At 75.3% G+C, this 24,569-nt stretch carries 24 protein-coding genes and 1 pseudogene; all 25 read right to left on the bottom strand.

Annotation, left to right across the window (positions count from 1 at the left end; genetic code table 11):
- Nucleotides 1-12: 12 nt before the first annotated feature.
- The 25 genes and pseudogenes from dprA to smc all read right to left on the bottom strand — a co-directional run bounded on the left by dprA (nucleotide 13) and on the right by smc (nucleotide 24,564).
- Nucleotides 13-1,146, bottom strand: a complete 1,134-nt coding sequence (gene dprA / locus KZX45_RS09020) for a DNA-processing protein DprA (RefSeq protein WP_248257387.1) — start codon at nucleotides 1,144-1,146, stop codon at nucleotides 13-15.
- Complete coding sequence (locus KZX45_RS09015) at nucleotides 1,139-2,692, bottom strand: YifB family Mg chelatase-like AAA ATPase (protein ID WP_248257386.1); 1,554 nt, start codon at nucleotides 2,690-2,692, stop codon at nucleotides 1,139-1,141. The genes dprA and KZX45_RS09015 overlap by 8 nt, the downstream gene beginning before the upstream one ends.
- Nucleotides 2,693-3,055, bottom strand: coding sequence for a YraN family protein (locus KZX45_RS09010; protein WP_248257385.1), 363 nt, complete (start codon nucleotides 3,053-3,055; stop codon nucleotides 2,693-2,695). It lies immediately after the preceding gene.
- Between the two features lie 181 nt (nucleotides 3,056-3,236).
- Nucleotides 3,237-3,539 carry a DUF2469 domain-containing protein gene (locus tag KZX45_RS09005; protein WP_248257384.1) on the bottom strand — a complete coding sequence of 101 codons (303 nt, stop codon included), beginning with the start codon at nucleotides 3,537-3,539 and terminating at the stop codon, nucleotides 3,237-3,239.
- 7 nt (nucleotides 3,540-3,546) lie between these two features.
- The gene (locus tag KZX45_RS09000) at nucleotides 3,547-4,464 is read right to left on the bottom strand and encodes a ribonuclease HII (RefSeq protein ID WP_248257383.1); all 918 of its coding nucleotides are present in this window, start codon (nucleotides 4,462-4,464) and stop codon (nucleotides 3,547-3,549) included.
- The gene (gene lepB, locus KZX45_RS08995) at nucleotides 4,461-5,282 is read right to left on the bottom strand and encodes a signal peptidase I (protein WP_248257382.1); all 822 of its coding nucleotides are present in this window, start codon (nucleotides 5,280-5,282) and stop codon (nucleotides 4,461-4,463) included. Before lepB ends, KZX45_RS09000 begins: the two co-directional genes overlap by 4 nt.
- A gap of 130 nt (nucleotides 5,283-5,412) precedes the next feature.
- Nucleotides 5,413-5,769 (bottom strand): 50S ribosomal protein L19, encoded by a 357-nt coding sequence (gene rplS, locus KZX45_RS08990; protein ID WP_248257381.1) that lies wholly within the window; start codon nucleotides 5,767-5,769, stop codon nucleotides 5,413-5,415.
- A 172-nt stretch (nucleotides 5,770-5,941) separates the two neighbouring features.
- Nucleotides 5,942-6,454, bottom strand: coding sequence for a GNAT family N-acetyltransferase (locus KZX45_RS08985; protein ID WP_248257421.1), 513 nt, complete (start codon nucleotides 6,452-6,454; stop codon nucleotides 5,942-5,944).
- Between the two features lie 102 nt (nucleotides 6,455-6,556).
- Nucleotides 6,557-7,339: pseudogene (trmD, locus tag KZX45_RS08980) on the bottom strand (tRNA (guanosine(37)-N1)-methyltransferase TrmD); the annotation flags it as partial.
- 1 nt (nucleotide 7,340) lies between these two features.
- Entirely contained in the window at nucleotides 7,341-7,919 is a 579-nt protein-coding gene (gene rimM / locus KZX45_RS08975) for a ribosome maturation factor RimM (RefSeq protein ID WP_248257380.1), read from the bottom strand.
- 81 nt (nucleotides 7,920-8,000) lie between these two features.
- Nucleotides 8,001-8,240 carry an RNA-binding protein gene (locus KZX45_RS08970; RefSeq protein WP_248257379.1) on the bottom strand — a complete coding sequence of 80 codons (240 nt, stop codon included), beginning with the start codon at nucleotides 8,238-8,240 and terminating at the stop codon, nucleotides 8,001-8,003.
- 4 nt (nucleotides 8,241-8,244) lie between these two features.
- The gene (rpsP, locus tag KZX45_RS08965) at nucleotides 8,245-8,706 is read right to left on the bottom strand and encodes a 30S ribosomal protein S16 (protein ID WP_248257378.1); all 462 of its coding nucleotides are present in this window, start codon (nucleotides 8,704-8,706) and stop codon (nucleotides 8,245-8,247) included.
- A 230-nt stretch (nucleotides 8,707-8,936) separates the two neighbouring features.
- Nucleotides 8,937-9,752, bottom strand: coding sequence for an ABC transporter permease (locus KZX45_RS08960; RefSeq protein WP_248257377.1), 816 nt, complete (start codon nucleotides 9,750-9,752; stop codon nucleotides 8,937-8,939).
- The gene (locus tag KZX45_RS08955; protein ID WP_248257376.1) at nucleotides 9,749-10,675 is read right to left on the bottom strand and encodes an ABC transporter ATP-binding protein; all 927 of its coding nucleotides are present in this window, start codon (nucleotides 10,673-10,675) and stop codon (nucleotides 9,749-9,751) included. The genes KZX45_RS08960 and KZX45_RS08955 overlap by 4 nt, the downstream gene beginning before the upstream one ends.
- A gap of 2 nt (nucleotides 10,676-10,677) precedes the next feature.
- Nucleotides 10,678-11,481: a hypothetical protein gene (locus KZX45_RS08950; RefSeq protein WP_248257375.1), complete on the bottom strand. Its 804-nt coding sequence runs from the start codon at nucleotides 11,479-11,481 to the stop codon at nucleotides 10,678-10,680.
- On the bottom strand, nucleotides 11,478-12,353 hold the full coding sequence (locus tag KZX45_RS08945) for an ATP-binding cassette domain-containing protein (RefSeq protein ID WP_248257374.1): 876 nt from the start codon (nucleotides 12,351-12,353) through the stop codon (nucleotides 11,478-11,480). Before KZX45_RS08945 ends, KZX45_RS08950 begins: the two co-directional genes overlap by 4 nt.
- Nucleotides 12,350-12,709 (bottom strand): GntR family transcriptional regulator, encoded by a 360-nt coding sequence (locus KZX45_RS08940; protein WP_248257373.1) that lies wholly within the window; start codon nucleotides 12,707-12,709, stop codon nucleotides 12,350-12,352. The genes KZX45_RS08945 and KZX45_RS08940 overlap by 4 nt, the downstream gene beginning before the upstream one ends.
- Before the next feature lie 189 nt (nucleotides 12,710-12,898).
- Nucleotides 12,899-13,993: an amidohydrolase family protein gene (locus KZX45_RS08935; protein ID WP_248257372.1), complete on the bottom strand. Its 1,095-nt coding sequence runs from the start codon at nucleotides 13,991-13,993 to the stop codon at nucleotides 12,899-12,901.
- A gap of 114 nt (nucleotides 13,994-14,107) precedes the next feature.
- Nucleotides 14,108-15,670, bottom strand: coding sequence for a signal recognition particle protein (gene ffh / locus KZX45_RS08930; RefSeq protein WP_248257371.1), 1,563 nt, complete (start codon nucleotides 15,668-15,670; stop codon nucleotides 14,108-14,110).
- Nucleotides 15,671-15,707: 37 nt separating this feature from the next.
- Nucleotides 15,708-17,528 (bottom strand): HD domain-containing protein, encoded by a 1,821-nt coding sequence (locus tag KZX45_RS08925; RefSeq protein ID WP_248257370.1) that lies wholly within the window; start codon nucleotides 17,526-17,528, stop codon nucleotides 15,708-15,710.
- Nucleotides 17,529-17,533: 5 nt separating this feature from the next.
- Nucleotides 17,534-17,872 carry a P-II family nitrogen regulator gene (locus KZX45_RS08920; RefSeq protein ID WP_248257369.1) on the bottom strand — a complete coding sequence of 113 codons (339 nt, stop codon included), beginning with the start codon at nucleotides 17,870-17,872 and terminating at the stop codon, nucleotides 17,534-17,536.
- Nucleotides 17,869-19,188 carry an ammonium transporter gene (locus KZX45_RS08915; RefSeq protein ID WP_248257368.1) on the bottom strand — a complete coding sequence of 440 codons (1,320 nt, stop codon included), beginning with the start codon at nucleotides 19,186-19,188 and terminating at the stop codon, nucleotides 17,869-17,871. Before KZX45_RS08915 ends, KZX45_RS08920 begins: the two co-directional genes overlap by 4 nt.
- Nucleotides 19,189-19,375: 187 nt before the next feature.
- Nucleotides 19,376-20,554 carry a signal recognition particle-docking protein FtsY gene (gene ftsY, locus KZX45_RS08910; RefSeq protein ID WP_248257367.1) on the bottom strand — a complete coding sequence of 393 codons (1,179 nt, stop codon included), beginning with the start codon at nucleotides 20,552-20,554 and terminating at the stop codon, nucleotides 19,376-19,378.
- Nucleotides 20,555-20,603: 49 nt separating this feature from the next.
- Complete coding sequence (locus KZX45_RS08905; RefSeq protein ID WP_248257366.1) at nucleotides 20,604-20,915, bottom strand: hypothetical protein; 312 nt, start codon at nucleotides 20,913-20,915, stop codon at nucleotides 20,604-20,606.
- Nucleotides 20,916-20,991: 76 nt separating this feature from the next.
- Complete coding sequence (smc, locus tag KZX45_RS08900; protein WP_248257365.1) at nucleotides 20,992-24,564, bottom strand: chromosome segregation protein SMC; 3,573 nt, start codon at nucleotides 24,562-24,564, stop codon at nucleotides 20,992-20,994.
- Nucleotides 24,565-24,569 lie beyond the last annotated feature (5 nt).

The raw sequence follows: 24,569 nt of genomic DNA, 5'->3' as shown, positions 1-24,569 counted from the left end.
AAGTACGCGCCCTCACCGTGGTCGTGCCCACGCGGAGCCGGTGCGCCGCGCGCGGCCCTCGAGCTCGAGGTGGCCCAGCGCCGCGCGGACCTCCGCCGGCGGTAGCCCGGCGGCCCGCGCGACGTTCGCCACGGGTGCGGAGCCGCGCGCCGGGAGCGCGTCGAGCACCCGGCGCGCCACGGGGTCCAGACCGTCGAGGAGTCCCGGCGGGGCCGGCCGGTCGGCGGTGAGGTGCTCCCCCGCCGCGCCGGCGAGCTCGAGCACCTCCGCCGCGTCGGTGACGCACACGGCGCCCTGCTCGCGCATCAGCCGGTGGCACCCGGCCGAGGCCATGGACGTCACCGGCCCTGGCACCGCCCCCACCGGGCGCGAGAGGTCCGCGGCGCGGGCGGCCGTGCTCAGCGCGCCGGAGCGCCAGGCCGCCTCGACCACCACGGTGGCCGCGCCGAGTGCCGCGATCAGCCGGTTCCTGGCGAGGAACCGGTTGCGGGACGGCACCGACCCCGGCGGCACCTCCGAGACGACGGCTCCCGAGGCGGCGACCGCCTTGAGGAGGGTGGTGTTGCCGGCCGGGTAGAGCCGGTCGACCCCGCCGGCGAGCACCGCCGTGGTCGAGCCGTCAACGGTGAGGGCGCCGCGATGGGCGGCGGCGTCGATGCCGTAGGCGCCGCCCGAGACGACCGTCGCGCCGGCCTCCGCCAGGCCCGCCCCGAGCTCCGCGGCCACGGTCTGGCCGTAGGTGGTGGCCGCCCGGGCCCCGACGACGGCCACCGCACGGGCGCCGGTGACGGCCGCACCCCGCACCCACAGTGCGAGGGGCCGCTCGGCGCCGAGGTCGTCCAGGGAGGCGGGCCAGCCGGGCTCACCAGGGAGGAGGAGGTGGCCGCCCAGCCGGTGGAGGGTGTCGAGCTCGCGCCGGATGTCGAGGTTCTCCAGCCGCGGCGCCCAGCCGGCGACCGCCCGCCCCCACACCTCGCCGCCGGCGTCCGTGCGACCGGCGGCCACGGAGGTCAGCCAGCCGAGCGCCTCCACCGCGCCGAGGCTCTCGACCAGGGCGCCGGCGGCAGCGTCCGGCGGCTCGGCGATCCTGCTCCAGGCGGCGGCCGCCAGCGTGGGGTCGGTCGCGTCGAAGGGCAGGTCAGGCATCCGTTCCTCCTCGGGTGCGCAGCGCCAGCGCGGCGCCGACGTCGGTGGTGGTGGGACGCTCCCGGTCGGCCAGGTCGGCGAGGGTCCACGCGAGCCGCAGCACGCGGTCCATCCCGCGCATGCTGAGGGCGCCCCTGTCCATCGCCCGTTCCAGGGCCACGCGCACGTCGGCGGGCAGACCGCCGTCGCCGCCCCGGAGCCACGAGCCCGGGACCTCGGCGTTCGTCCGCCACGGCGTCCCCCGCAGCCGGCCAGCCTGCCGGGCGCGAGCCAGCGCCACCCGCTCCGCGACCACCGCCGTCGGCTCCGGGTCGGCCGCGAGCGACAGCGACGCCCGGGTCACGGGGGCCACGTCCACCTGGATGTCGATCCGGTCCAGCAGGGGCCCCGACAACCGTCCGAGGTAGCGCCGGCGCTCGAGGGCGGTGCACGTGCAGGACAGCCCCTTGCCCACGGCCTTGCCGCACGGGCACGGGTTCGCGGCCAGGACCAGCTGGAACCGGGCGGGGTAGCGGGCGGAGCCGGCGGCGCGCTGGAGCACCAGCTCGCCCTGCTCGAGCGGCTGCCGCAGCGTCTGCAGGACGCGCGGGGAGAACTCCGGCGCCTCGTCCAGCAGCAGGACGCCGCGGTGCGCGCGGGTGGCGGCGCCGGGCCGGGGGAAGCCGCTGCCGCCGCCGATCACGGCGGCCGGGGTCGCGGTGTGGTGCGGGTCCTCGAAGGGCGGACGGCGGACCAGGCCGGCGGCGGGGTCCAGGGTGCCGGCGACGGAGTGCACCGCGGTGACCTCCACGGCGTCGGCCTCGCCGAGGTCCGGGAGCAGGCCCGGCAGCCGGGCCGCCAGCATCGTCTTGCCGGCACCGGGCGCGCCGAGCAGGAACAGGTGGTGCCCGCCCGCCGCCGCGACCTCGAGCGCGAACCGGGCGTCGTCCTGCCCGCGCACGTCGGCCAGGTCCGCGGCCCGGGCGGCGTCCGTCGCCGTCCCCGCCGGCACGGGCGCCGCGGGGACCGCGGTCACCCCGTCGGGCACGGCGGCGTCGCCCCCGTAGGCGAGGACGAGCTCGGCGAGGTGGCCCACCGCCCGCACCCGGGCGCCCGGGACGAGCGCGGCCTCCGCGGCGTTGGCCGTCGGGACGACGAACTCCGACCGGCCCGCCGCGACGGCGGCGGCCACCGCGGGGAGCACCCCACGCACCGGGTGCAGCCGCCCGTCGAGCCCGAGCTCGCCGAGGTGCACGGTGCGGGCGGCCGCCTCGCGCCCGGGCAGCCCGGCGGCGACGAGGACGGCGACGGCGAGGGCGAGATCCAGCCCGGTGCCGGACTTGGGCAGCGAGGCGGGCGACAGGTTCACCGTCGTCCGGCGGGCGGGCCACGTCACCCCCGAGCTGGTGACCGCGGACCGGACGCGCTCGCGGGCCTCGTTCACCGCCGTGTCCGGCAGGCCGACGAGGGTGAACGCCGGCAGGCCGGCGCTCATGTGCGCCTCGACCTCCACCAGGTGCCCGGTCAGGCCAAGGAGGGAGACGGCCCAGGTCCGTCCGAGCCCCACTCAGCCCACCGCCCGCAGGTGCTCGACGAGGGGAAGGTCGGCGGGCCGCAGGAGGATCGCGACGACGTCGATCCGGATGCCGTGCGCCCGCGCGCCGTGGCTGCCGAGCCAGACGCCGGCGAGCCGGCGCAGGCGGGCGAGCTTCACCGGCGTGACCGCCTCGGCGGGGTGTCCGTAGCCCGTGCCGCGGCGCGTCTTGACCTCGACGAAGACGAGCTCGTCGGGCTTCGGGTCGTGCGCGACCAGGTCGATCTCCCCGTGCGGGCACCGCCAGTTCCGCTCGAGGACCTCCATGCCGTGCTCGCTCAGGTACCGGGCAGCGACCCGCTCGCCGTACCGGCCCACCGCGTCCTTCGCCCGCACCGCGACCACCTCCGCACGAACCGTCCCGCGGGAGCCGGGGGCGGCGGGCAGGGCGGCCGGGCCGCTGTGGACGGCGCGGCGGTCGCCCGGGCTGTGGAGGAAGGGCGCCGAGCTGCGGTTGGGCCCGCGGTGCGGTTGGGCCCGCGGTGCGGCTGGGGCCCGGCGGCGTGAGCTGGAGCCGCTAGGGCAGCTCGAGCTCCCGCTTGGCGAGCTCCTCGATGTTGACGTCCTTGAAGGTCACCACGCGCACGGACTTCACGAACCGGGCCGAGCGGTAGACGTCCCACACCCAGGCGTCGCTGAGGGTGAGCTCGAAGAAGACCTCGCCGCCCGCGGAGCGCACCTGCACGTCGACGTTGTTCGCGAGGTAGAACCGCCGCTCCGTCTCCACGACGTAGCTGAACAGGCCCACGACGTCGCGGTACTCCCGGTACAGGTCCAGCTCGAGCTCGGTCTCGTAGTTCTCCAGGTCCTCGGCGCTCACGGCACCATCATGCCCCGCCCACGAGCACGCCCGCGCCAGCCGCCGCCGCGTCGTCGGCGGTCGTGCCCCAGCCGTCGGCGTCCTCGTCGAGGCTCGCACCCCAGCCGTCTCCCGCCTCGTCCGGGCTCCAGCCGTCGGCCGCCCCGGGGGCCACGGCGAGCGGGGCGCCGCCACCGTGAACGACGTCCGGACCTCCGACGCCGGGCAGCCGCCACGAGCGGCGGTGCAGCTCACAGGGCCCGTGCTCGCTCAGCGCGGCCACGTGCTCCGGGGAGCTGTAGCCCTTGTTGCCGGCCCAGTGGTACCGCGGGTGCGCCTCGTGCAGGCCGACCATCAACGCGTCGCGGGCGACCTTGGCCAGCACGCTCGCGGCGGAGACGACGGCGCACCGGGCGTCTCCCTTGACCTGGGTGCGGACGGGCGGCGTGCGCAGCTCCTCCCCCGTGCCGGGCACGAGCACGGCCGGCGGCTGCGGGGCGAACAGCTCGAGCTGAGCGGGCTCGGCCAGCCAGTCGTGGACGCCGTCGAGGATGACGATCCCCGGGACCACGCCGGCGCCGGCGAGCTCGGCGAGCGCCCGGCGCCCGGCGAGCCGGAGGGCGGCGATGATGCCGAGCTCGTCGATCTCAGCCGCCGAGGCGTGCGCCACGGCCGAGGCGGTGCACCAGGCTCGCACGGGGGCGACGAGGTCCTCGCGGGCCTGCGGGGTGAGCAGCTTGGAGTCGGCGAGCCCGGGGGGCATGCGGCGCGACGTGGTGGCGCTGACGACGGCGACCCCGACGCTCACCGGCCCGGCGAGCGCACCGCGGCCGACCTCGTCCATCCCGGCGACGAACGCGCCGTCGCCGAGCCCGGCGAGGAGCTCTCTCTCGAGGACGCGGGTGGGTTTGAGCCGCTTGGGGCGGCGGGTGTTGGCGGCGGTCACGGCGCCTTCTCCGGGACGTCGGCGAAGGTCTCCTCAGGATTGTCCAGCAACGTGATGCGGTCCGCAGGCCACAGCAGCACGAATGCGCGCCCCACGATGTTCTTCACGGGCACGGCTCCGCCGCCCGGGTCCCCGAGGTGGGCCCGTGAGTCGGCGGAGTTGGAGCGGTTGTCGCCCATGAGCCAGACGTGGTCCTCCGGCACCGTGACGGCGAAGTCGGTCTCGCTCGGGGCCGTGCCGTCCTTGAGGTAGGGCTCGTCCACCGGCTCGCCGTTGACCATGATCCGGCCCTCGGCGTCGCAGCACTCCACGGTGTCGCCGCCGACCCCGACGATGCGCTTGATGAGGTGGTGGCCGGCGTCCTGCGGCAGCAGCCCGATCCAGGTGAGCAGCTCGGTGGCGGTGCGCTGCCAAGCCGGGCGCGTGTCCGGCGGGAGCTCGCCCAGCCAGTCGTTCGGGTCGACGAAGACGACGACGTCGCCGCGGTCGAGTTCGAAGGGCCCCGGGGCGAGCTTGTTGACCATGACGCGGTCGCCGAGCTCGAGCGTGTCCTCCATCGAGCCGGACGGGATGTAGAACGCCTGCGCGAGGAACGTCTTGATCAGCACCGAGAGCACCAGCGCCGAGACCAGCACCGTGAGCGTCTCGCGGAACCACCCGCCGCGGCGCGCCGTCCCAGCGTCGCCCACCGGCGCGGGCCGGCGCCCACGACCCCGCTGCGGGGCCGCCCGAGGCGGGTAGCTCGGCGGCATGGCCCCGGACTCACCCGGGGCGCCGTCGCCTCGGTGGGCGCCGCCGTCGGTGCTGTCGGTGGTCAAGCGATCCGCTCCCCTCTGGCCCTGCTCAGCCAGGACGCTGCCGGCCCAGAGGGACCTGGGTCGACCTTACAAGGCCGGGACGTGCAGGTGCCCGGCACACCGCGAGGTGTGCCGGGCACCGTGAAGGACGTCAGCGCGCGGTGGTCTCGCGCTTCTCCTTGATCTTCGCGGCCTTGCCGCGCAGGTTGCGCAGGTAGTACAGCTTCGCGCGGCGGACGTCACCGCGGGTGACGACCTCGACCGAGTCGATCGACGGGGAGTGCACGGGGAACGTGCGCTCGACGCCGACGCCGAAGCTGACCTTGCGGATCTTGAACGTCTCGCGCACGCCGTGGCCGGAGCGGGCGATCACCACACCCTGGAAGACCTGGATGCGGGAGCGGGTGCCCTCGACGACCTTGACGTTCACCTTGAGGGTGTCGCCGGCGCGGAAGGCGGGGATGTCGTCGCGCAGCGAGGCGCCGTCGACGATGTCCAGGGTCTGCATGGTGATCTCTTCCCGCTCGTGCCACAGGTCACGCGCGATGTCGGGCGGCGCTTGCCGCGTTTCGTCATCGGGTCGCCCTCGTCCGCGGGCCGTGGACCCCCTGTGGCAGGTCTGACGGCGCTGGTTCGGGACGCAGGGCCGTCCCAGTCTGCCACAGCGTCCGCCGGCGCGGCTAACCCGCGGGGACGGGCGGCGGTGTGGTCTGCGGCACGTCGGCGAGCGGGACCGCCATCACGACGTCCTCCTCGAGGCTCTCCCCCACCCGGAAGCGGCGGGTCCCCAGCGTGACGAAACCGTGGCGCGCGTACCGGCGCTGCGCGCGACGGTTGGCCCGGTTGGTGCCGAGCCAGACCGTCGCGACCGGAACGTCCTCGACCAGGTGGGCGGCCGCCTGCGCCGTCGTCCCGTCGAGCAGGGCGCCGGCCACGCCGGAGCCCTGGAACTCCGGCAGGACGTAGCACTTGCTGAGCTCGGCGGCCGGCCGGGTCGCCACGAGCGCGGCGACGTCGTCGGCGTACGGGGGCTCCTGCGCGGTCAGGGGCAGCACGAGGAGGGTGTACCCCACCGGACCGGCCGGCCCCTCCGCCACCAGCACGCGGTAGCGCTGATCGTCGGCGAGGTAGGCGGCGAAGTGCTCGGGCCCGAGGTGGGTCGCCACGAAGGCGGCGATGTCCTCCTCGCCCATGTGCGGCGGGCACGCGAGCGGGAAGGTCGCGGCGGCGAGGTCGGCCAGGGCGGCGGCGTCCTCGGGCCGGCCCGGGCGGACGACGACGCGCACGGGAGCTCCGCCGTCGGCCGGGACGAACCAGCCGTGGCGCGCCAGGACGGCGCGGTCCTGCCGGTCGAGGCGCGCGGGGTCCAGCGTCGTGACCATGTCCGGGCGGCGCTCGGCGGTGCGCTCCAGGGCGAGGTCGCGGCGCCAGCGGGCGATGTTGCCGTGGTGCCCGGAGAGCAGGATCTCCGGGACCTCCCGGCCGGCCCAGGCGGGCGGCTTGGTGTACACGGGGTACTCGAGCAGCCCGGCCGCGCCGTGCGACTCCTCGACGAGGGACTCGGGGTTGCCGACGACCCCGGGCAGCAGGCGCGCGACCGCCTCGACGACGACGAGCGCGGCGACCTCGCCGCCGTTGAGCACGTAGTCCCCCAGGGAGAACTCGCGGACCTCGACGCCGGCGTCGGCGTAGTGCTCGGCGACCCGGGCGTCGATGCCCTCGTAGCGCCCGCACGCGAGGACGAGCTGGTCGGCGGTGGCGAGGTCCTCGACGGTGCGCTGGGTGAGGCGCTCGCCCGAGGGCGTCGGCACGAGCAGGACCTGGCGGCCGGCCCGGGCGCGGCCGTCGGTGCGGCCGAGGACGTCGTCCAGCGCCCGGCCCCACACGTCGGGGCGCATCACCATGCCGGCGCCGCCGCCGAAGGGGGTGTCGTCGACCGTGCGGTGCCGGTCGGTGGTCCAGTCGCGCAGGTCGTGCACGCGCAGGTCGAGGAGACCGTCGCGGCGGGCCTTGCCCACGAGGGACAGGTCGAGGGCGTCGAGGTAGCCGGGGAAGATCGTGACGACGTCGATGCGCATGTCAGGCCCGCGTGCCCGCACTCTCGTCGTCGGGGCTGTCGTCCTCGTCCTCGTCCTCCCACTCGGCCGGGTCGCCGGCGAAGATCCCGCGGGGCGGGTCGAGCGTGACCGTGCCGGCCCCGAGGTCGACGTCGGGCACGAGCTCGGCCACGAACGGCACGCGCGCCTCGCTGCCGTCCGGCTCGGTGACGACCAGGACGTCCTGGGCGGGCAGGTGCTCGAGCCCGGCGACGGTGCCGAGCTCGCGCCCGTCGACGTGCATTGCCCGCAGGCCGACCAGCTCGTGGGGGTACCAGCCCTCGTCGTCGTCGCCCTCGTCCTCGTCGCTCTCGACGACCAGGCGGACGCCGCGCAGCGCCTCGGCCGCGGTGCGGTCCCGCGCCTCGTCGAAGATGACGAAGGTGGCGCCGTCGGGGGCGGTGCGGGCGCGCGTCACGGTGAGCGGCCCGGCGTCGGCGGGCTCGGTCTCGAGGACGTTACCGACGGCGAGGCGCCGTTCCGGGTCGTCCGTGCGCAGGTCCAGGCGCACCTCGCCACGCAGCCCGTGCGGGGCGCCGATGACGGCGACGGTCAGCAGCACGTCGTGCTCCTCAGGTTCGGTCGGGCGGTGGATGCGCGCAGACCCGGTCCGCCGGGGCGGACCGGGTCTGCGCGTGGCTGCTCAGCGGCGGTCGGTGTCCACCACGTCGACCCGCACGGGGCCGGACGTGGAGAGCGCTCCGATGACGGTGCGCAGGGCCCGGGCGGTGCGCCCGGACCGGCCGATCACGCGGCCGAGGTCCTCGGGGTGGACACGAACCTCGAGCAGCTCCCCGCGGCGCAGGGAACGGGCGGTCACCTGCACGTCGTCCGGGTGGTCGACGATGCCACGCACGAGGTGCTCGAGAGCGTCGGCCAGCACGGGATCAGGCGTCCTCGGCGGGGGCGGACTCCTCCGCCGCCTCCTCGGGCTGCGCCTCGGACGCGCCGGCGTCCTTCTCAGCCTTGGCCTCGGCGGCCTTGGCCTTGCGCTTCTCGGCCTCGTCCTCGGCGGCCTTGACGGCAGCGGCGCGCGCCTCCGCGCCCGACGCGGACGAGTCCTTGGTGCGCAGGGTGCCCTCGGCGCCCGGCAGGCCCTTGAACTTCTGCCAGTCGCCGGTGACCTTGAGGAGCGCGGCGACCTGCTCGGTGGGCTGGGCGCCCACGGAGAGCCAGTACTGCGCCCGCTCGGAGTCGATGTCGATGAGCGAGGGCTCCTCGGTCGGGTGGTACTTCCCGATCTCCTCGATCGCCCGGCCGTCACGGCGGGTCCGCGAGTCCATGACGACGACGCGGTAGTACGGCGCGTGGATCTTGCCCAGACGCTTGAGACGGATCTTGACTGCCACTAGGTGGTCACTCCTGGTTTCGTAAGGGGTGGACCGCGCGGGCTGCCGGTGGGATTCGGCGGACCGTCTGGTCGCAGGACACAGCCTCACCCGGTGAGAGGGGCCGGACGGGCTGAGTACAGCGGGTCATTCTGCCAGAACTTCAGGACCCGCCCAACCCCGCGGCCCCCCGCACCGGCGTGCCCTTCGCCACGCCGGCCGCGCCGGACGCCCTGGGGGCGCCGTCGGCGTCAGGACCAGCGGAACAGCCTGGCCGAGAGCGGGTAGAGGACCAGGACCCAGGCGACCATGACCGCGAGCTGCAGCGCCGGGAGGCCGGTGCCGAACCAGGCCTCGCCCATGGCCTGCCCGGCGGCGCCGAGCGGGGTGAACCGGCCGACCGCGGCGACGGCGTCGGGCATGACCGGGCCGGGGGTCCACAGGCCCGCGAGGAACAGCATCGGGAAGTACACGAGCATCCCGACCCCGCCGGCGGTGGAGCCCTTCGGCGCCACGGCGGCGATCACCAGGCCGACGCCGAACGTCGACGCGGCCCCGAGGGCGAGAGCGAGCACGAGCAGACCCACCTGCCGGGGCGCCACGATCTCGAAGACGACGGCGGCCACCGCGACTCCCAGGGCGGCGGCCACGACGAACGCGACCACGTTGACCGCCACCTGGGCGAGCAGCACGCCCTGCGGCCGCATCGGCGTGGCGGACAGGCGGCGCAGCACCCCCCGCTCGCGGTAGCCGGCGACGAACGTCGGCATGGTGCTCAGCGCGGGTGCGGCGATGGCCGTCGCCAGCACCACCGGCACGAACGTGGCGATGGGGGTGAGCCCGTCCCACACCGGGCCGGCGTCCGTGACGGGGTCGCGCATGCCCGGCAGGGCGAGGCCGACCCCGAGCAGCAGCACCGCGGGGAGGACCAGGGAGAAGAAGACGGTGCCGGGGTCGCGCAGGAACAGCCGGAGCTCGCTGCGCACCAGGGCCGGCAGGCCGCGCGGCCAGGCGCGATCGCCGCCCCGCCCGCGTGGACCGTCGGAGGTCAGGGGGAGGGTGGTCATGCCGCGGCCTCCTCGAGGTGGACGCCGGTGACGTCGACGAAGACGTCCTCCAGCGAACGGGTGAGCGTGGTGAGCTCGGTGGGGACGACGCCGCGCTCGTCGAGGGCCGCCACCACGGCGGGCAGGACGCGGCCGTCGCCGCGGACCCTGAGGGCGCCGTCGTCCGCGACGACGGCGGCGACTTCCGGCAGCGAGCGGAGCGCGTCCTCGATCCCGGCCGGGGCGTCGGCGGGCAGCCGCAGGCGCAGGGACGGCTCGGCGCCGGCGGCGGTCAGCTCCGCCGGGGTGCCCTCTGCCACCACCCGTCCGGCGTCGATCACAACGACCCGGTCGCACAGGTGCTCGGCCTCGTCCATGAAGTGGGTGACGAGCAGGACGGTGACGCCCGTGTCCCGGACGCGCTCGACCAGCGCCCAGGTCTCGCGGCGGCCGCGGGGGTCCAGGCCGGTGGTCAGCTCGTCCAGCACGACCACCTGCGGGCGGCCGACCAGCGCCAGCGCGATCGACAGCCGCTGCTGCTGGCCGCCGGAGAGGTCGTCGAAGGCGGTGCGGCGCCGGTCCTCGCGCCCGAGCAGGACGATGAGCTCGTCGACGTCCGCCGGCTCGGGGTAGAAGGACGCGTACAGGCGCAGCGCCTCCTCGACGCGGATCCTCGCCGGCAACCGGGACTCCTGGAGCTGGACGCCCAGCACCTGCCGGACGGCCGCGGGGTCGCGCTGCGGGTCGTGACCGAGGATCTCGACGCGGCCGCCGTCGGGGCGCGTGAGTCCGGCGATGATCTCGACCGTCGTCGTCTTCCCCGCGCCGTTGGGGCCGAGGATGCCGACGATCTCGCCACGGCCGACGGTCAGGCTGACGTCCTCGACGGCGACGGTCGCGCCGAACGTCTTGCGCAGGTGCTGCACGGTGATGACGGGGTCCATGGTCAGCTCCGGGGGTGTGCGACGGGTGCGTTGCGGGTGAGCCGGCTGAACGCCCAGGCTGCGAGCGCGAGGACGGCCAGCGTGGCGAGCGTGTACAGCGGGAGGGAGACGCCGACGGCGTCGGCCGCGCGGGCGGCCAGGTCGTCCTGGCCGACGATCGCCGGCAGTACCGTCAGCGGGAGCAGGAGCGTGCCCCGCAGACCGCCGAGGCGGTAGTACGTGATGCCCACCAGCAGGCCGGCGACCGCGCCCCCGGCGGTGCGGACCGCGTAGACGAAGGCGGACGTGGGCAGCCCGAGGCTCCACGGGGCGACCACATCGTCGGCGCCCGGACCGGTGGTGGCGACGTGCAGGTGCGGCCAGCCGACGCCGTCGTAGATCGCGCCCTCGACCGCCAGCCCGACCGCCAGGACCGAGCCGTACGTGAGCCCGGTCGCGGCCGCGGCGAGCAGGGCGGCCCGCACGAAGGAACCGCGGGTCATGCCGTTGCCGACGTGGGCGGTCAGCTGGACGGCCACGACCGTGATCATGAGGGAGAACGGGAACCAGAGCGCCCCGTGCGCGGCGAACTGGAGGATCGAGACCTCGATCTGCGCCACCCGGCTCACGACCCCGGCGGCGGTCAGCGCCACGACGAGGACGATCGCCCAGAACCACAGGCCCAGGTAGGCGTGCATGCGCACCATCCAGGAGGCGGCGCGCCACCACTGGGGACGGCTGTGGGGGACGCGGCGGCCGTACCGCAGGCTGCCCCCGGTCAGGCCCGTGAGGTCGGTGACGGGCGCGGCGTCGCGCGTGCGGCTCACGAGTTCCTCCCGGTGAGGTGGACGACGAGGTCCTGCAGGTCGACCGGGCCGATCTCGACCCCGGAGCGCTCCAGGCTGGCGGCACGGGCGGCGTCGACCCCGTCCAGGACGGTGGTCTGCTTGGTGGGGCCCAGGTGGCGCTCGGAGAGCACCATGAGGCCGGAGGCCGCGGCGTCGACGTCCTGCGGGCGCCCCGTCAGCGTCGCCCCGCGGGCGCGCAGCTCGTCGGCGCCGCCGGTCAGCACCGCCCGCCCCTCGTGCAGGACGACGACGTGCTCGAGCAGCCGGTCGAGCTCGCGGATCAGGTGGCTGGACAGCACGATCGTGCGAGGGTGCTCCGCGTAGTCCTCGAGCAGCAGCTCGTAGAACCGGTAGCGCGACGGCGCGTCCATCCCGAGGTAGACCTCGTCGAGCATCGTCAGCGGCGCCCGCGAGGCGATCCCGACGACGACGCCGAGTGCCGAGCGTGCGCCGCGGGAGAGCTGGCGCGGTTTGGACCGCGGGTCGAGCTCGAAGGCGTCCAGGAGGCGGCCGGCGAGGTCGTCGTCCCAGGTCGGCCGGGCCGTGGCGACGTAGGCCAGGTTGGTGACGATCCGCTCGTCCGGCATGAGGTCCCCGGACTCGCGCACGAGGCACACGCGCTCCATGAGCGCCTCGTTCTCGAACGGGTCCTCGCCGTCGACGAGGACCCGGCCCGCGGTCGGGCGCCGCATCGAGGCCAGGGTCGAGAGGAGGGTCGACTTGCCGGAGCCGTTCCGCCCGAGCAGTCCCGTGACCGAGCCGGCGGGGAGCGTGAACGTGGCGTGGTCGACCGCCCGGACGTCGCCGTGGTGGACGCTGAGGTCGTCGACCTCCACGCTCAGGCCGGTCATGGCCGCTCCCCCGTCCTGATGTAGGCGACCAGGTCGTCGGAGCTGATGCCCAGGGCCCGGGCCTCGGCGACGACGGCGTCGACCCGGTCGGTGAAGAACGCGCCCCGGCGCCGCTCCCGCAGGCGCTCCCGGGCGCCGTCCGCGACGAACATCCCCACTCCTCGCTGCTTGTAGATGACGCCCTCGTCGACCAGCTGGGCGAAGGCCTTGGCGGCCGTCGCCGGGTTGATGCGGTACGTGGTGGCGTACTGGGTCGTGGACATCACCTGGTCACCGGCCGACAGGGTGCCGTCGAGCACCTGGCGGCGCAGCTGCTCGGCGATCTGCACGTAGATCGGTTCGGGCCCGTCGAACATCCGTCACCCCGGTTCGGTGGTTCATTACTCGACCAATGAACCACAGAACCACGGCGGGGGCAAGACCTTTTGCCGCAGCTCCCCAGCTCGCCGGCCCCTTAACTCGCGAGACGTCAACTCCTCGACGAGACGTCACGAACTCGGCGAGACGACACGAGCTTCCCCCGCAGGGGTGCCGCGAATCTGCGGTCAGTACCGCTTCCCGCGAAGGACGACGGCGGACGGCCGAGCCAGCACGTCGACGTCCGCCCGCGGGTCGGCGTCGTAGACGACGACGTCGGCGCTCGCCCCCTCCGCGATCCCGGCCACGCCGAGGATCTCGCGCCCGCGCCAGCTCGCGGCGGCGACGACGTCGGCCGCGGGCACGCCCGCGCGAGCGACCTCCGCGAGCTCGGCCGGCAGCGAGCCGTGGGCGATCGTACCGCCGGCGTCGGAGCCCATGAGCAGGGGGACGCCCGCATCGTGCAGGTCGCGCACGTGCTCGTGGCGCCGGGCGTGCATCCGGCGCATGCGCTCCGCGTAGACCGGGTACTTGCCTCCCGCCTGGTCCGCGATGTCGGCGAACCTGCCGACCTGGAGAAGGGTCGGCGTCACCGGGATCCGGCGCCGGGCGGCCTCGGCGATCTGGTCGGCGTCCATGCCGGTGCCGTGCTCGATGCCGTCGATGCCGGCGTCGAGCAGCGGGTCGATCGCCTCGTGGGAGAACGTGTGCGCGGTGACCCGGGCGCCGTTCTCGTGCGCGGCGGCGACCGCGTCCTTCAGCACGTCGGCGGGCCAGAGCGGGGTGAGGTCGGCGTCCTCGGCGAGGGTCCGGTCGATCCAGTCGGCGACGATCTTGACCCACCCGTCGCCGAACCGCGCCTGCTCGGCGACCGCCTCGGGGAGCAGTGCGACGTCGTCAAGCTCGAGGCCGTAGTTGCGGAGGTACCGCTTGGGGCGCGCCAGGTGGTGGCCGGCCCGGATGAGGCGCGGCAGGTCCTCCCGCTCCTGCACCCACCGGTTGTCCATGGGCGAGCCGGCATCGCGGACCAGGAGCGTGCCCGCGTCGCGGTCGGTCTTGCCCTGCAGGATGGCGTCCTCGACGCTGACCACGCCGTCGGCGCCCAGCCCGATGTGGCAGTGGACGTCGACCAGACCGGGGAGGACCCAGCCGGTGAGGGTCCGGGCACGGTCGGCGTTCTCCGGCCGTCGCAAGGTCAGGCGCCCGTCGACGACCCACGCCTCGTCCAGCTCGGTGGAGTCGTCGACGACGATCGTGCCGGTCAGGTGCAGGACCTCGCTCATGGGCGACAGGCTCTCACGGGACCTCGCCCGGAGAGCGGTGCCGACGTCGCACGGTCGCCGTCGAGCGAACTCGTGACATCTCGCCGAGGAAGTGACATCGCGCCCACCTGGGGGTCAGCGGAGGTACTTCTGGAGCTCCTCGAGGTCGGGCATCTCCTGCTTCGGCGCGCTGCCAGCGCCGAGCCCGAACGCGGAGCCCGACGGCGCGCTCACCTGCTCGGTCGCCCGCTGCGCGGCCTCCAGCTCCTGCTGGCGGCGCTTCGCGGGGTTGCCGGACCTGCCCTTCTTGCCCTTCTTCGGCGGCGGCGCCATGCGGCCCTTCGACTTCTTGCCGCCGCCGGGCATCATGCCCATCCCGGGCACGCCCTTTCCGCCGGACCGGGCCATCTGCCGCATCATCGTCTTGGCCTGGTCGAACCGCTCCATGAGCGAGTTGACCTCGGCGACGGTGGTGCCCGAGCCGCGCGCGATGCGCAGGCGGCGCGAGCCGTTGAGGATCTTGGGGTTGGCGCGCTCGGCGGGGGTCATCGAGTGGACGATCGCCTCGACGCGGTCGACCTCGCGCTCGTCGAAGTTCTCCAGCTGCTCGCGCATCTGGCCCATGCCCGGCAGCATGCCGAGCATCTTCTTCATCGAGCCCATCTTCTTCAGCTGGGCGAGCTGGCCGAGGAAGTCCTGGAGGGTGAAGTCGCCGTCGCCGGCGAGCTTGGCGGCCATCTCCTCGGCCTCGGCGGCGTCGAAGGTCCGCTCGGCCTGCTCGATGAGCGTGAGGATGTCGCCCATGTCGAGGATGCGCGACGCCATCCGGTCGGCGTGGAACCGCTCGAAGTCCTCGAGCTTCTCGCCGGTGGAGGCGAACAGGACCGGCTTGCCGGTCACCCCGCGCACGGACAGCGCCGCTCCACCGCGGGCGTCGCCGTCGAGCTTGGACAGGACGACGCCGGTGAAGCCGACGCCCTCGGCGAACGCGTTCGCCGTGGTGACCGCGTCCTGACCGATCATCGCGTCGAGGACGAAGAGGATCTCGTCCGGGTCGGTGGCGTCGCGGATGTCGATCGCCTGCTGCATCATCTCGGCGTCCACGCCGAGACGGCCGGCGGTGTCGACCACGACGACGGAGTACTGCCGGTCCCGCGCGTGCTGCAGGCCCGAGCGGGCCACCGCGACCGGATCGCCGACGCCGTTGCCCGGCTCGGGGGCCCACACGGGCACGCCGGCGCGCTCGCCGACCACCTGCAGCTGGGTGACGGCGTTGGGGCGCTGGAGGTCGGAGGCGACGAGCAGCGGGGTGTGGCCCTGCTGCTTCAGCCACCGGCCCAGCTTCCCGGCGAGCGTGGTCTTTCCGGCGCCCTGGAGGCCGGCGAGCATGATCACCGTCGGCGGGTGCTTGGCGAAGCGCAGGTCGCGGGCCTCGCCGCCGAGGATCTCGACCAGCTCGGCGTTGACGATCTTGATGACCTGCTGGGCGGGGTTGAGCGCGGCGGAGACCTCCGCGGACTTCGCCCGCTCGCGCACGGCGGCGGTGAAGGAGCGCACCACGGGCAGCGCGACGTCCGCCTCGAGGAGGGCGCGGCGGATCTCCGAGACGGTGGCGTCGATGTCGGCCTCGGACAGACGGCCCTTCCCACGCAGCTGCTTGAAGGAGGCGGTGAGCCGGTCGGACAGGTTCGCGAACAAGTCGTACCTCGTGGTTTCGGGCGGACGTGGCTGACGATCAGGGTAACGCCCGCAGCCCCGCCGCCACGCGGTCCGTGAGCGTGGTCACCAGCTGCGCCCGCCAGGCGGTCCACGCCTGGGGCCCCGCGGCGCGCGCGTCGGCCTCCGTGAGCCGGCGCAGCAGGAGGAGGAGGTCGGGCCGCCGGGCGACGGCGTCGGCCACCTCGGCCACCACCGCCGGGTCCGCCGCGTCGCGCGTGGTGGCCACCGCGGGCAGCAGGAGGTGCTCGCGGACGAGGAGGACGACGTCGTCGCGCTCCCCCGGCGGGAGCCCGAGCCGGTCGAGGATGCCCGGGACGAGGGCGGCCCCCCGCCCCGCGTGGTCGTGCGCCCCGGGGGTCTTGCCGATGTCGTGGAGGAGGGCGGCCAGCAGCAGCACGCGCTCGTCCGCCGCGACCGGCAGGCCGGCGGGCAGCGTCACGCCGGCCGTGGCGGGCACACCGGCCACGGTCTCGACGAGGTGGCGGTCGACGGTGAACCGGTGCAGCGCGTTGCGCTGGGGCCGGTTGCGCACGGCCGCCCACTCTGGGAACCAGACGGTCACGACCCCGGCGAGGTCGAGCGCCTCCCACACCGGGACCTGCGCGGGGCCGGCGGCGAGCAGCTCGAGGAGCAGCGCGAGCGCCTCGCGGGGCCAGGGCTCGGGCGGCGGGGCCGTGCGGCCCAGGGAGTCGAGCATCGCCGGCGAGAGGGGCAGGCCGGTGCGCGCCGCCGCGGCCGCGGCGCGCAGGGCCAGCTGCGGGTCGGCGGCGGGGTCGGCGCCGGCCGCGAGGACGATCTCGCCCTCGTGCTCCACCAGGCCGGGGGCGACGACGGGCAGGCGCGGCGGGGCGGCCCGCCCGCGGACGAGGACCGGTCGCAGCAGCCGCGGCCGGCGCGCCTCGTTGTTCTGGCGGGCCCGGCGCACCGTGGTGTCGAGCGCGGCGGTGATGACGCGCGCCGCGCCGGCGACCGAGGCGAGCAGGGCGTCGGCGGCGTCGCCGTCGCCCCCGGCGAACCCGCACCGGCGGGCGACCTCATCCTGCTCGGGGAGCACCAGCCGGTTCGTCGCCCTGCCGGTGGCGAGGGCGAGGGCGTCGCGGACGTCGAGCAGGTGGGTGTGGGCCCGTGCGACGTCGAGCCGCCCGCGCGGGCGCTCGGCGAGCCAGCTCGCAACCAGGGCGTCGACGACGACGGCGTCGCGCAGCCCGCCGCGCGCCTCCTTGAGGTCGGGCTCGAGGAGGTAGGCGAGCTCCCCGAACCGCTCCCCGCGCCCGGCCACCGAGTCGAGCAGGTCCGGCAGGCGGCGCCGCGCGCCGGAGCGCCAGTCGGCGAGGACGGCCTCCTGGGCGCGCTCCCCCACGGCCGGGTCGCCGGCGACGGTGCGCAGGTGCAGCAGGCCGACGGCGGCGGGCAGGTCGGCCGACGCCACCCGTCGGCACTCGTCGAGGGTGCGGACCGCGTGGTCCAGGTCGAGCCGGGCGTCCCAGAGCGGGTACCACAGCGCGTCGGCGAGCCGGGCGAGGTCGGCGGCCGCGAGGCGTCCGTCGTGGACGAGGACGAGGTCGAGGTCCGCGGTCGGCCCGCCGTCGCGACGGCCGAGGCTGCCGACGGCGGCCAGGGCCACCCCGTGGCCGAGGTCCAGCCCGGTGGTCGCCGCGGCGTGGCGCCACAGCTCGGCGAGAGCCGCGTCCGTGAGGTCCGCCAGCCGGCGCCGGTAGGCGGTCCCGGCGTCGGAGCGGCCGGGAGCCGGGGCGGGGACCGCGAGCCGGGCCCGGCGCAGCTCCCCCGGCAGGGGAGGCCGCGCCGGGCCCGGCCGTCGGTCCGTGGAGATCGCCACCCGCCCTACAGGGCGTCGGCGCCGCGCTCGCCCGTGCGGACCCGGACGACGTCCTCGACCGGGACGGTCCAGACCTTGCCGTCGCCGATCCGCCCGGACTGGGCCGCCCCGACGACGGCGTCCACCACCGCGGGCGCGTCGTAGTCGTCGACGACGACCTCCACCCGGACCTTCGGCACCAGCTCGATCGTGTACTCGGCGCCCCGGTAGACCTCCGTATGGCCGTGCTGGCGGCCGTAGCCGTTCGCCTCCGAGACGGTCATGCCGTGGACCCCGGCAGCCTCGAGGGCCTTCTTGACGTCGTCGAGCCGGTGCGGCTGGACGATCGCTGTCACGAGCTTCATGCGTGTGCCTCCGTCGTGGACCGCCGCACCGGTGCGGGTGCACCTGCGCCGGTGTCCGTGCTGAATCGTCCCACCCCGAGAGCCTCGTAGGCGGACTCACCGTGCTCGGCCTGGTCGATGCCGTTCACCTCCACATCTTCGCTCACGCGCCAGCCCATGACAGCCTTCAGCGCGAGCCCGATCACGGCGGTGACGACGCCCGAGAAGATCATGGCGACGACGGCGATGATCACCTGCACGGCCAGCTGGCTCGCGCCGCCGCCGTAGAGCAGGCCCGTCTCGGTGGCCAGGAAGCCGATGCCGACGGTGCCGACGAGGCCGCCGACGAGGTGGACGCCGACCACGTCGAGCGAGTCGTCGTAGCCGAGCCGGTACTTCAGCCCGACCGCGAGGGCGCACAGGGCGCCGGCGACCGCGCCGAGCAGGATCGAGCCGACCGGGCTCAGCGCGCCGGCGGCCGGGGTGATGGCCACCAGGCCGGCGACGACACCCGAGGCGGCCCCCAGCGAGGTCGCGTGGCCGTCGCGCAGCTTCTCCGTCGCGAGCCAGCCCAGAACGGCCGCGGCCGTGGCGGTGGTGGTGTTGACCCACGCCAGTCCGGCGACGCCGTCGGCCGTGAAGGCCGAGCCGGCGTTGAACCCGAACCAGCCGAACCACAGCAGCGCGGCGCCCAGCATGGTCAGCGGGAGGCTGTGGGGCTTCATCGGCACGGCGCCGAAGCCCTTGCGGCGGCCGATGATCAGCGCCAGGACCAGGCCGGCCACGCCGGCGTTGATGTGCACCACGGTGCCGCCCGCGAAGTCGATCGGCGCCGCGATGGACGCGAACGGGCCGTCACCGCTGAGCAGGCCGCCGCCCCAGACCATGTGCGCCATGGGGAAGTAGGACAGCGTGACCCACAGGGCGACGAAGACCATCCAGGTCGAGAACCGGGTGCGGTCGGCGATGGCGCCGGAGATCAGCGCGGTGGTGATGATGGCGAAGGTCGACTGGAAGGCGACCCCCACGATGCCCGGGACGCCGTAGTCGTCGATCAGGAAGGCGCCCTCGCCGTCGTAGATGGCGCCCGCGAGCCCGAACTGCTCGAACGGGTTGCCGAAGATCCCGCCGACGGAGCCGCCGTAGGACATCGACCAGCCCCACAGGACGTAGACGACGGCGATGACGGCCATGGCCCCGAAGGACATCATCATCATGTTCAGCACGGACTTCGACCGGGTCATGCCGCCGTAGAACAGCGCCAGCCCGGGGGTCATGAGGAGGACGAGGGACGCTGAGATCAGCATCCACGCGGTCGCTCCGGTATCCAGCTCCATGGTTCCTCCCTCGCCAGCTCGATCGGCTGGCCGGGTACCACGGTCCTGCGCGCGCGTTACGTCCGACGCCCGCGCGTGTTTCCGGCGTGTGACAGATCGCCCGCGCGGGTGACGTTCTTGTTGCGGCGCCCCCGCCGTCTCACGGACCGGGACGGCGGGGGCGCACGGGCCTTCCGCGGGCCGGACGTCAGGACAGCAGCGCGTCCACGAACTCCTCGGCGTCGAACGGGGCGAGGTCGTCCGGCCCCTCGCCGAGCCCGACGAACTTCACCGGGACCCCGAGCTCGCGCTGGACGGCGACGACGATCCCGCCCTTGGCGGTGCCGTCGAGCTTGGTCAGGACGATCCCGGTGACGTCGACGACCTCGGAGAAGACCTGAGCCTGGCGCATGCCGTTCTGGCCGGTGGTGGCGTCGAGGACGAGGAGCACCTCGCGCACCGGTGCCTGCCGGGACATCACGCGCTTGATCTTGCCGAGCTCGTCCATCAGGCCGGCCTTGTTCTGCAGGCGGCCGGCGGTGTCCACCATGACGACGTCGGCACCGACCTCGCGGCCGTGCTTGACGGCGTCGAACGCGACGGCGGCCGGGTCGGCGCCCTCGCGGTCGGACCGGACCACCTCGACGCCGACGCGGGCGCCCCAGGTGCTCAGCTGGTCCGCCGCGGCGGCACGGAAGGTGTCGGCCGCACCGAGGACGACGTCGTGGTCCTCGGCGACGAGCACGCGGGCGAGCTTGCCGACGGTGGTGGTCTTGCCGGTGCCGTTGACCCCGACGACGAGGATGGTGGCGGGGTGCAGCTCGCCGTCGTCGCCGACGACCGGCCCGAGGTGCAGCGAGCGGTCCATGTCCGGGTCGACGAGCTTGACGAGCTCCTCGCGCAGCACGCCCCGGACGGTCTCCGCGTCGGTGGTGCCGAGCACCTTGGTGCGGGTGCGGAGGGTGTCCATCAGCTCGGTCGTCGGGCCGATGCCGACGTCGGCGAGGAGCAGGGTCTCCTCAATCTCTTCCCAGTCGCTCTCGGTGAGGTCGCCGCGGGAGAGGATGGACAGCAGGGTCTGGCCCATCCGTCCCGAGCCGGCGAGGCGCGCGCGCAGGCGCTGCATGCGGCCGGCGACGGGCTCGGGCCGCTCGAGGGTGGGGGCGGGCGGGGCCGCCTCCGTCTCTGTCGGTGGCGGGGCGGTGGCCGTGGCGGTGGCGCCCGCGGCCGGGGGCTGGTCGACGTCGTAGGGGCTGACGTCCGCGGGCGGGAGGGTGGCTGAGGGGCCGCGACGACGGCGCCCGCTGGTCAGCGCCGTGGCGCCGATCACCAGGGCGATGACGACGACGGCGGCGACGGCGATGAGGATCCAGGTCAGGTCGGTCACGGACCCAGTCTGGCCCACCGGGCCGCGCCGCTGCGACCGGCGGGGCGGGTCAGCGGCGCGTCAGGTTCCTCGCCCGGCCCCGGACCTCGCCGAGGCGGGCGACGAGCTCCTCGGGGCGCGCGTACGCCGGGACGTCCTCCGGCGCGCCGAGGCTGAAGATGTCGTCCACGGGCGTGTCCCGCACGTCCGACCTGCGCACCTTGAGGTGCTCCCGCCTGAGCTCGTCGGAGCGCCAGGCGTCGACGGCCTCCCGCAGCCACGCGGACCACCCGTTCTCGGGCCGGCGCGCGGCGAGCAGCGCGAGCAGCACGAGCAGCGCGCACAGGACGGCGAGAAGGCCTCCGACGAAAGCTCCGGTCATGCTTCCAGTATGCAGGCGCGACCGTGGCGCACAGCGCCTCGGGCGGCCCCGCGCGGCGTCTTGCCGGTGACGTTCCTCACGCGGCCGGCTCCGGCTCCCGCTCCAGCCGCTGGGAGATGACGGTGGTCACGCCGTCGCCCCGCATGGTCACCCCGTAGAGCGCGTCGGCGACCTCCATGGTGCGCTTCTGGTGGGTGATCACGATGAGCTGGGAGCTGTCGCGCAGCTCGGTGAAGATCTCCAGGAGCCGGCCGAGGTTGACGTCGTCGAGCGCCGCCTCGACCTCGTCCATCACGTAGAACGGGCTGGGGCGGGCCTTGAAGATCGAGACGAGCAGGGCCACCGCCGTCAGGGAGCGCTCGCCGCCGGAGAGCAGGGAGAGCCGCTTGACCTTCTTGCCGGCCGGCCGGGCCTCGATCTCGATGCCGGTGGTGAGCATGTTCCCGGGGTCGGTCAGGACGAGACGGCCCTCGCCGCCCGGGAACAGCCGGGGGAAGACCTGCTCGAACTGCCGGGCGGTGTCCGCGAACGCCTCGGAGAAGACCCGCTCGACCCGCTCGTCGACCTCCCGGACGATCTCCATCAGGTCGGCGCGCGACTTCTTCAGGTCGGCGAGCTGGTCGGTGAGGAACTTGTGCCGCTCGGCCAGCGCCGCGTGCTCCTCCAGGGCGAGCGGATTGACCTTGCCGAGGCGGGCGAGGTCACGCTCGGCGGTGCGCAGCCGCTTCTCCTGCTCCTCGCGCACGTACGGGCGAGCCTGCGGTGCCTCCTCGCCGTCCGGCACGGGCGCCGTCGAGGGGACCGGCCGGTCGGGGCCGAACTCGTCGACGAGCACCTGGGGGTCGAGGCCGAGCTCGGCGACGGCCTTCTCCTCGAGCTGGGTGATGCGCAGGCGCTGCTCGGCGCGGGCCACCTCGTCCCGGTGCGCGACGTCGGTGAGGGCGGCGAGCTCGGTGCCGATCTCCTCCAGCTCGGCCCGGACGCCGGCGATGGCGCGCTCGCGTTCGGTGCGCTCCTCCTCCGCCCGCTCCCGCTCCGCCGCCGCGGCGGCGACGGACCGGTCGATCGCGGCGGCCGCGCGGGCGGCGCCGTCGCGGACCTCGGCGGCGACGGCGGCCTGCGCGGCGCGCCGGGCCTCCCGCTCGGCGGCCCGGCGCCGGGCGGCGCGCTCCTCCCGGGCGGCGGCGGCGAGGGACGCGGCGCGGCCGGCGAGGCCCTTCGCCTGCTCCTCCAGGGTGCGCAGGGCGAGGCGCGCGTCCGTCTCGCGGGTGCGAGCGGCGCGGGCCACCTCGGTGGCCCGGTCGCGGGTCTCGGTGGCGCCGGCGAGGTCCTCCTCGGCCTGGGCCGGCTCGCGGCGGGCGATCTCGAGCCGCTCGGCCAGTGCCTGCAGCTCGCTCGCGTGCTCGGCGATCTCGGCCTCGGCCCGCTCGATCGCGGGGCGCGCCCGCTCGGCCTCCGCCTGGGCGTTGCGCAGGGTGGAGCCGAGCCGGCCGAGCTGCTCGGCGACGGCCGCGAGGCGGGCGTCGGAGGCGTGGAGGTCGTCCAGCGTCGCCCGGACCTGCGCCCGGGCGGTCTCCACCCGCTCCCGCGCGGGTCCGAGCGCGAACCGGGCCTGCTCGTGCCGGGCGGTGGCGGACTCGACCTCGGCGGCCGCCTCCTCGTGCGCGGCGTGCAGCTCCAGGACGCTGGGGGCGCCGGGCGCGCCGCCGTGGGCGACGACGCCGGAGAGCACGTCACCGGCGCGGGTGACGGCGGTCAGGGCGGGCTGGGCGGTGAGGACGGCGCGGGCCTCGGCGAGGTCCTCGACGGCCACGACGTCGGCGAGCAGTCGCCCCAGCGCGGGCCGCAGCTCGTCGCGGGCGGAGGTGAGCAGGTCCAGCGCCCAGCGGGACCCGGCGGGCGCGGACGGCCTGCCGCCGCCGTCGTCCTGGGCGCCGCCGGCGACGACGAGCCGCACCTGCCCGGCGTCGCTCTCCCGGACCTGGCGCACGGCGTCCACGGCGACGTCGACGGACTCCACCACGGCGGCGTCCGCGGAGGCGCCGAGCGCCGCGGCGACGGCGTTCTCCCAGCCGGGCTCGACGCTCAGGTGCTCGGGGACGGTGCCGAGCACGCCGGCCAGCCCGGCGGCGAGCAGCGCGCCGGTGCCGTCCTTGCGGCGCAGCGAGAGCTCGAGGGTCTCGCGGCGGGCGGTCCAGGTGGCGCGGTCGGCCTGCGCCGCACGCTCGGCCTCGACGAGCTCGGCCACGTCGCGCTCGGCGTCCTCGAGCGCGGCGGTGGCGGCCTCGTGCGCCTCGTCGAGGTTCTCCTCGCCCTCCTCGGCGCCGGCCACCTGCTGCTCGAGCGCGGTGAACTCGGCCTGGGCCGTGCTCGCCCGCTCCTGAGCGGCGGCGAGGGACTCGCGCAGCCGGCCCAGCTCGGCCTCGGCGGCCTCCAGCCGGGAGCGCCGGGCGCCCACCTGGCCGGTCAGCCGGGCCAGCCCCTCGCGGCGGTCGGCCACGCCGCGGTGGACGGCGGCCAGGGCCCGCTCGGAGTCGCGCTCGGTCTCCTCCGCCCGGGTGCGCTCGGCGACGGCGGCCTCGAGGGTCGCCCGGGCGGCGTCGAGCTCGGTGCGCAGGGCGTCCTCCTGCTCGCGCACCGCGGCGGCCTTCGTCTCGAGCTCGTCGGGGTCCCGGCCGCCCCGGACGGGCTCCGCCGTCGGGGAGCCGAGCAGGCGGCAGCGCTCGGTCGCGACGCTCTCCAGGGACCGCAGGCGCTCGCGCAGGCCGGAGAGCCGGTACCAGACGTCGGTGGCCTGCCCGAGGCGGGGCGCGGCGGCCGCGGCGGCCTGCTCGAGCGCGGTCAGCCGCCCGCGCGCCTCCTCCTGGGCGGCCTCGACCGCCTCGCGCCGCTCGCGCAGCGCGGTCTCGTCGGCCACCTCCTGGGCGAGGGTGGCGGTGAGCTGGACGAGGTCGTCCGCCAGGAGCCGGGCCCGTGCGTCGCGCAGGTCGGCCTGGACCACCTGGGCCCGCCGGGCGACGTCGGCCTGCCTGGCGAGCGGCCCGAGCTGGCGGCGGATCTCGGCGGAGAGGTCGGTCACCCGGGCGAGGTTCGCGGCCATCGCCTCGAGCTTGCGCAGCGCCTTCTCCTTGCGGCGGCGGTGCTTGAGGACGCCGGCGGCCTCCTCGATGAAGCCGCGGCGGTCCTCCGGCGTGGCCTGCAGGACGGAGTCGAGGCGCCCCTGCCCCACGATGACGTGCATCTCCCGGCCCAGGCCGGTGTCGGAGAGCAGCTCCTGGATGTCGAGGAGGCGGCAGGGGGTGCCGTTGATCGCGTACTCGGAGCCGCCGGAGCGGAAGAGGGTGCGCGAGATCGTCACCTCGGTGTACTCGATCGGCAGCAGCCCGTCGGTGTTGTCGATGGTGAGGGAGACCTCCGCGCGGCCCAGCGGGGCGCGGGAGGAGGTTCCGGCGAAGATGACGTCGGACATCGAGCCGCCGCGCAGCGTCTTCGCGCCCTGCTCGCCCATGACCCAGGCGAGGGCGTCGACGACGTTGGACTTGCCCGAGCCGTTCGGGCCCACCACGCAGGTGATCCCGGGCTCGAGGTGCAGCGTGGTCGCGGACGCGAAGGACTTGAACCCTCGCAGCGTCAGCGTCTTCAGGTGCACGCGCG

Origin of the sequence: Georgenia sp. EYE_87, from assembly GCF_023148685.1 — a bacterium.
Taxonomy (GTDB): Bacteria; Actinomycetota; Actinomycetes; order Actinomycetales; family Actinomycetaceae; genus Georgenia.
Note: the sequence above shows the minus strand (reverse complement) of the source record. Positions and strands in the feature narration are given on the sequence as shown.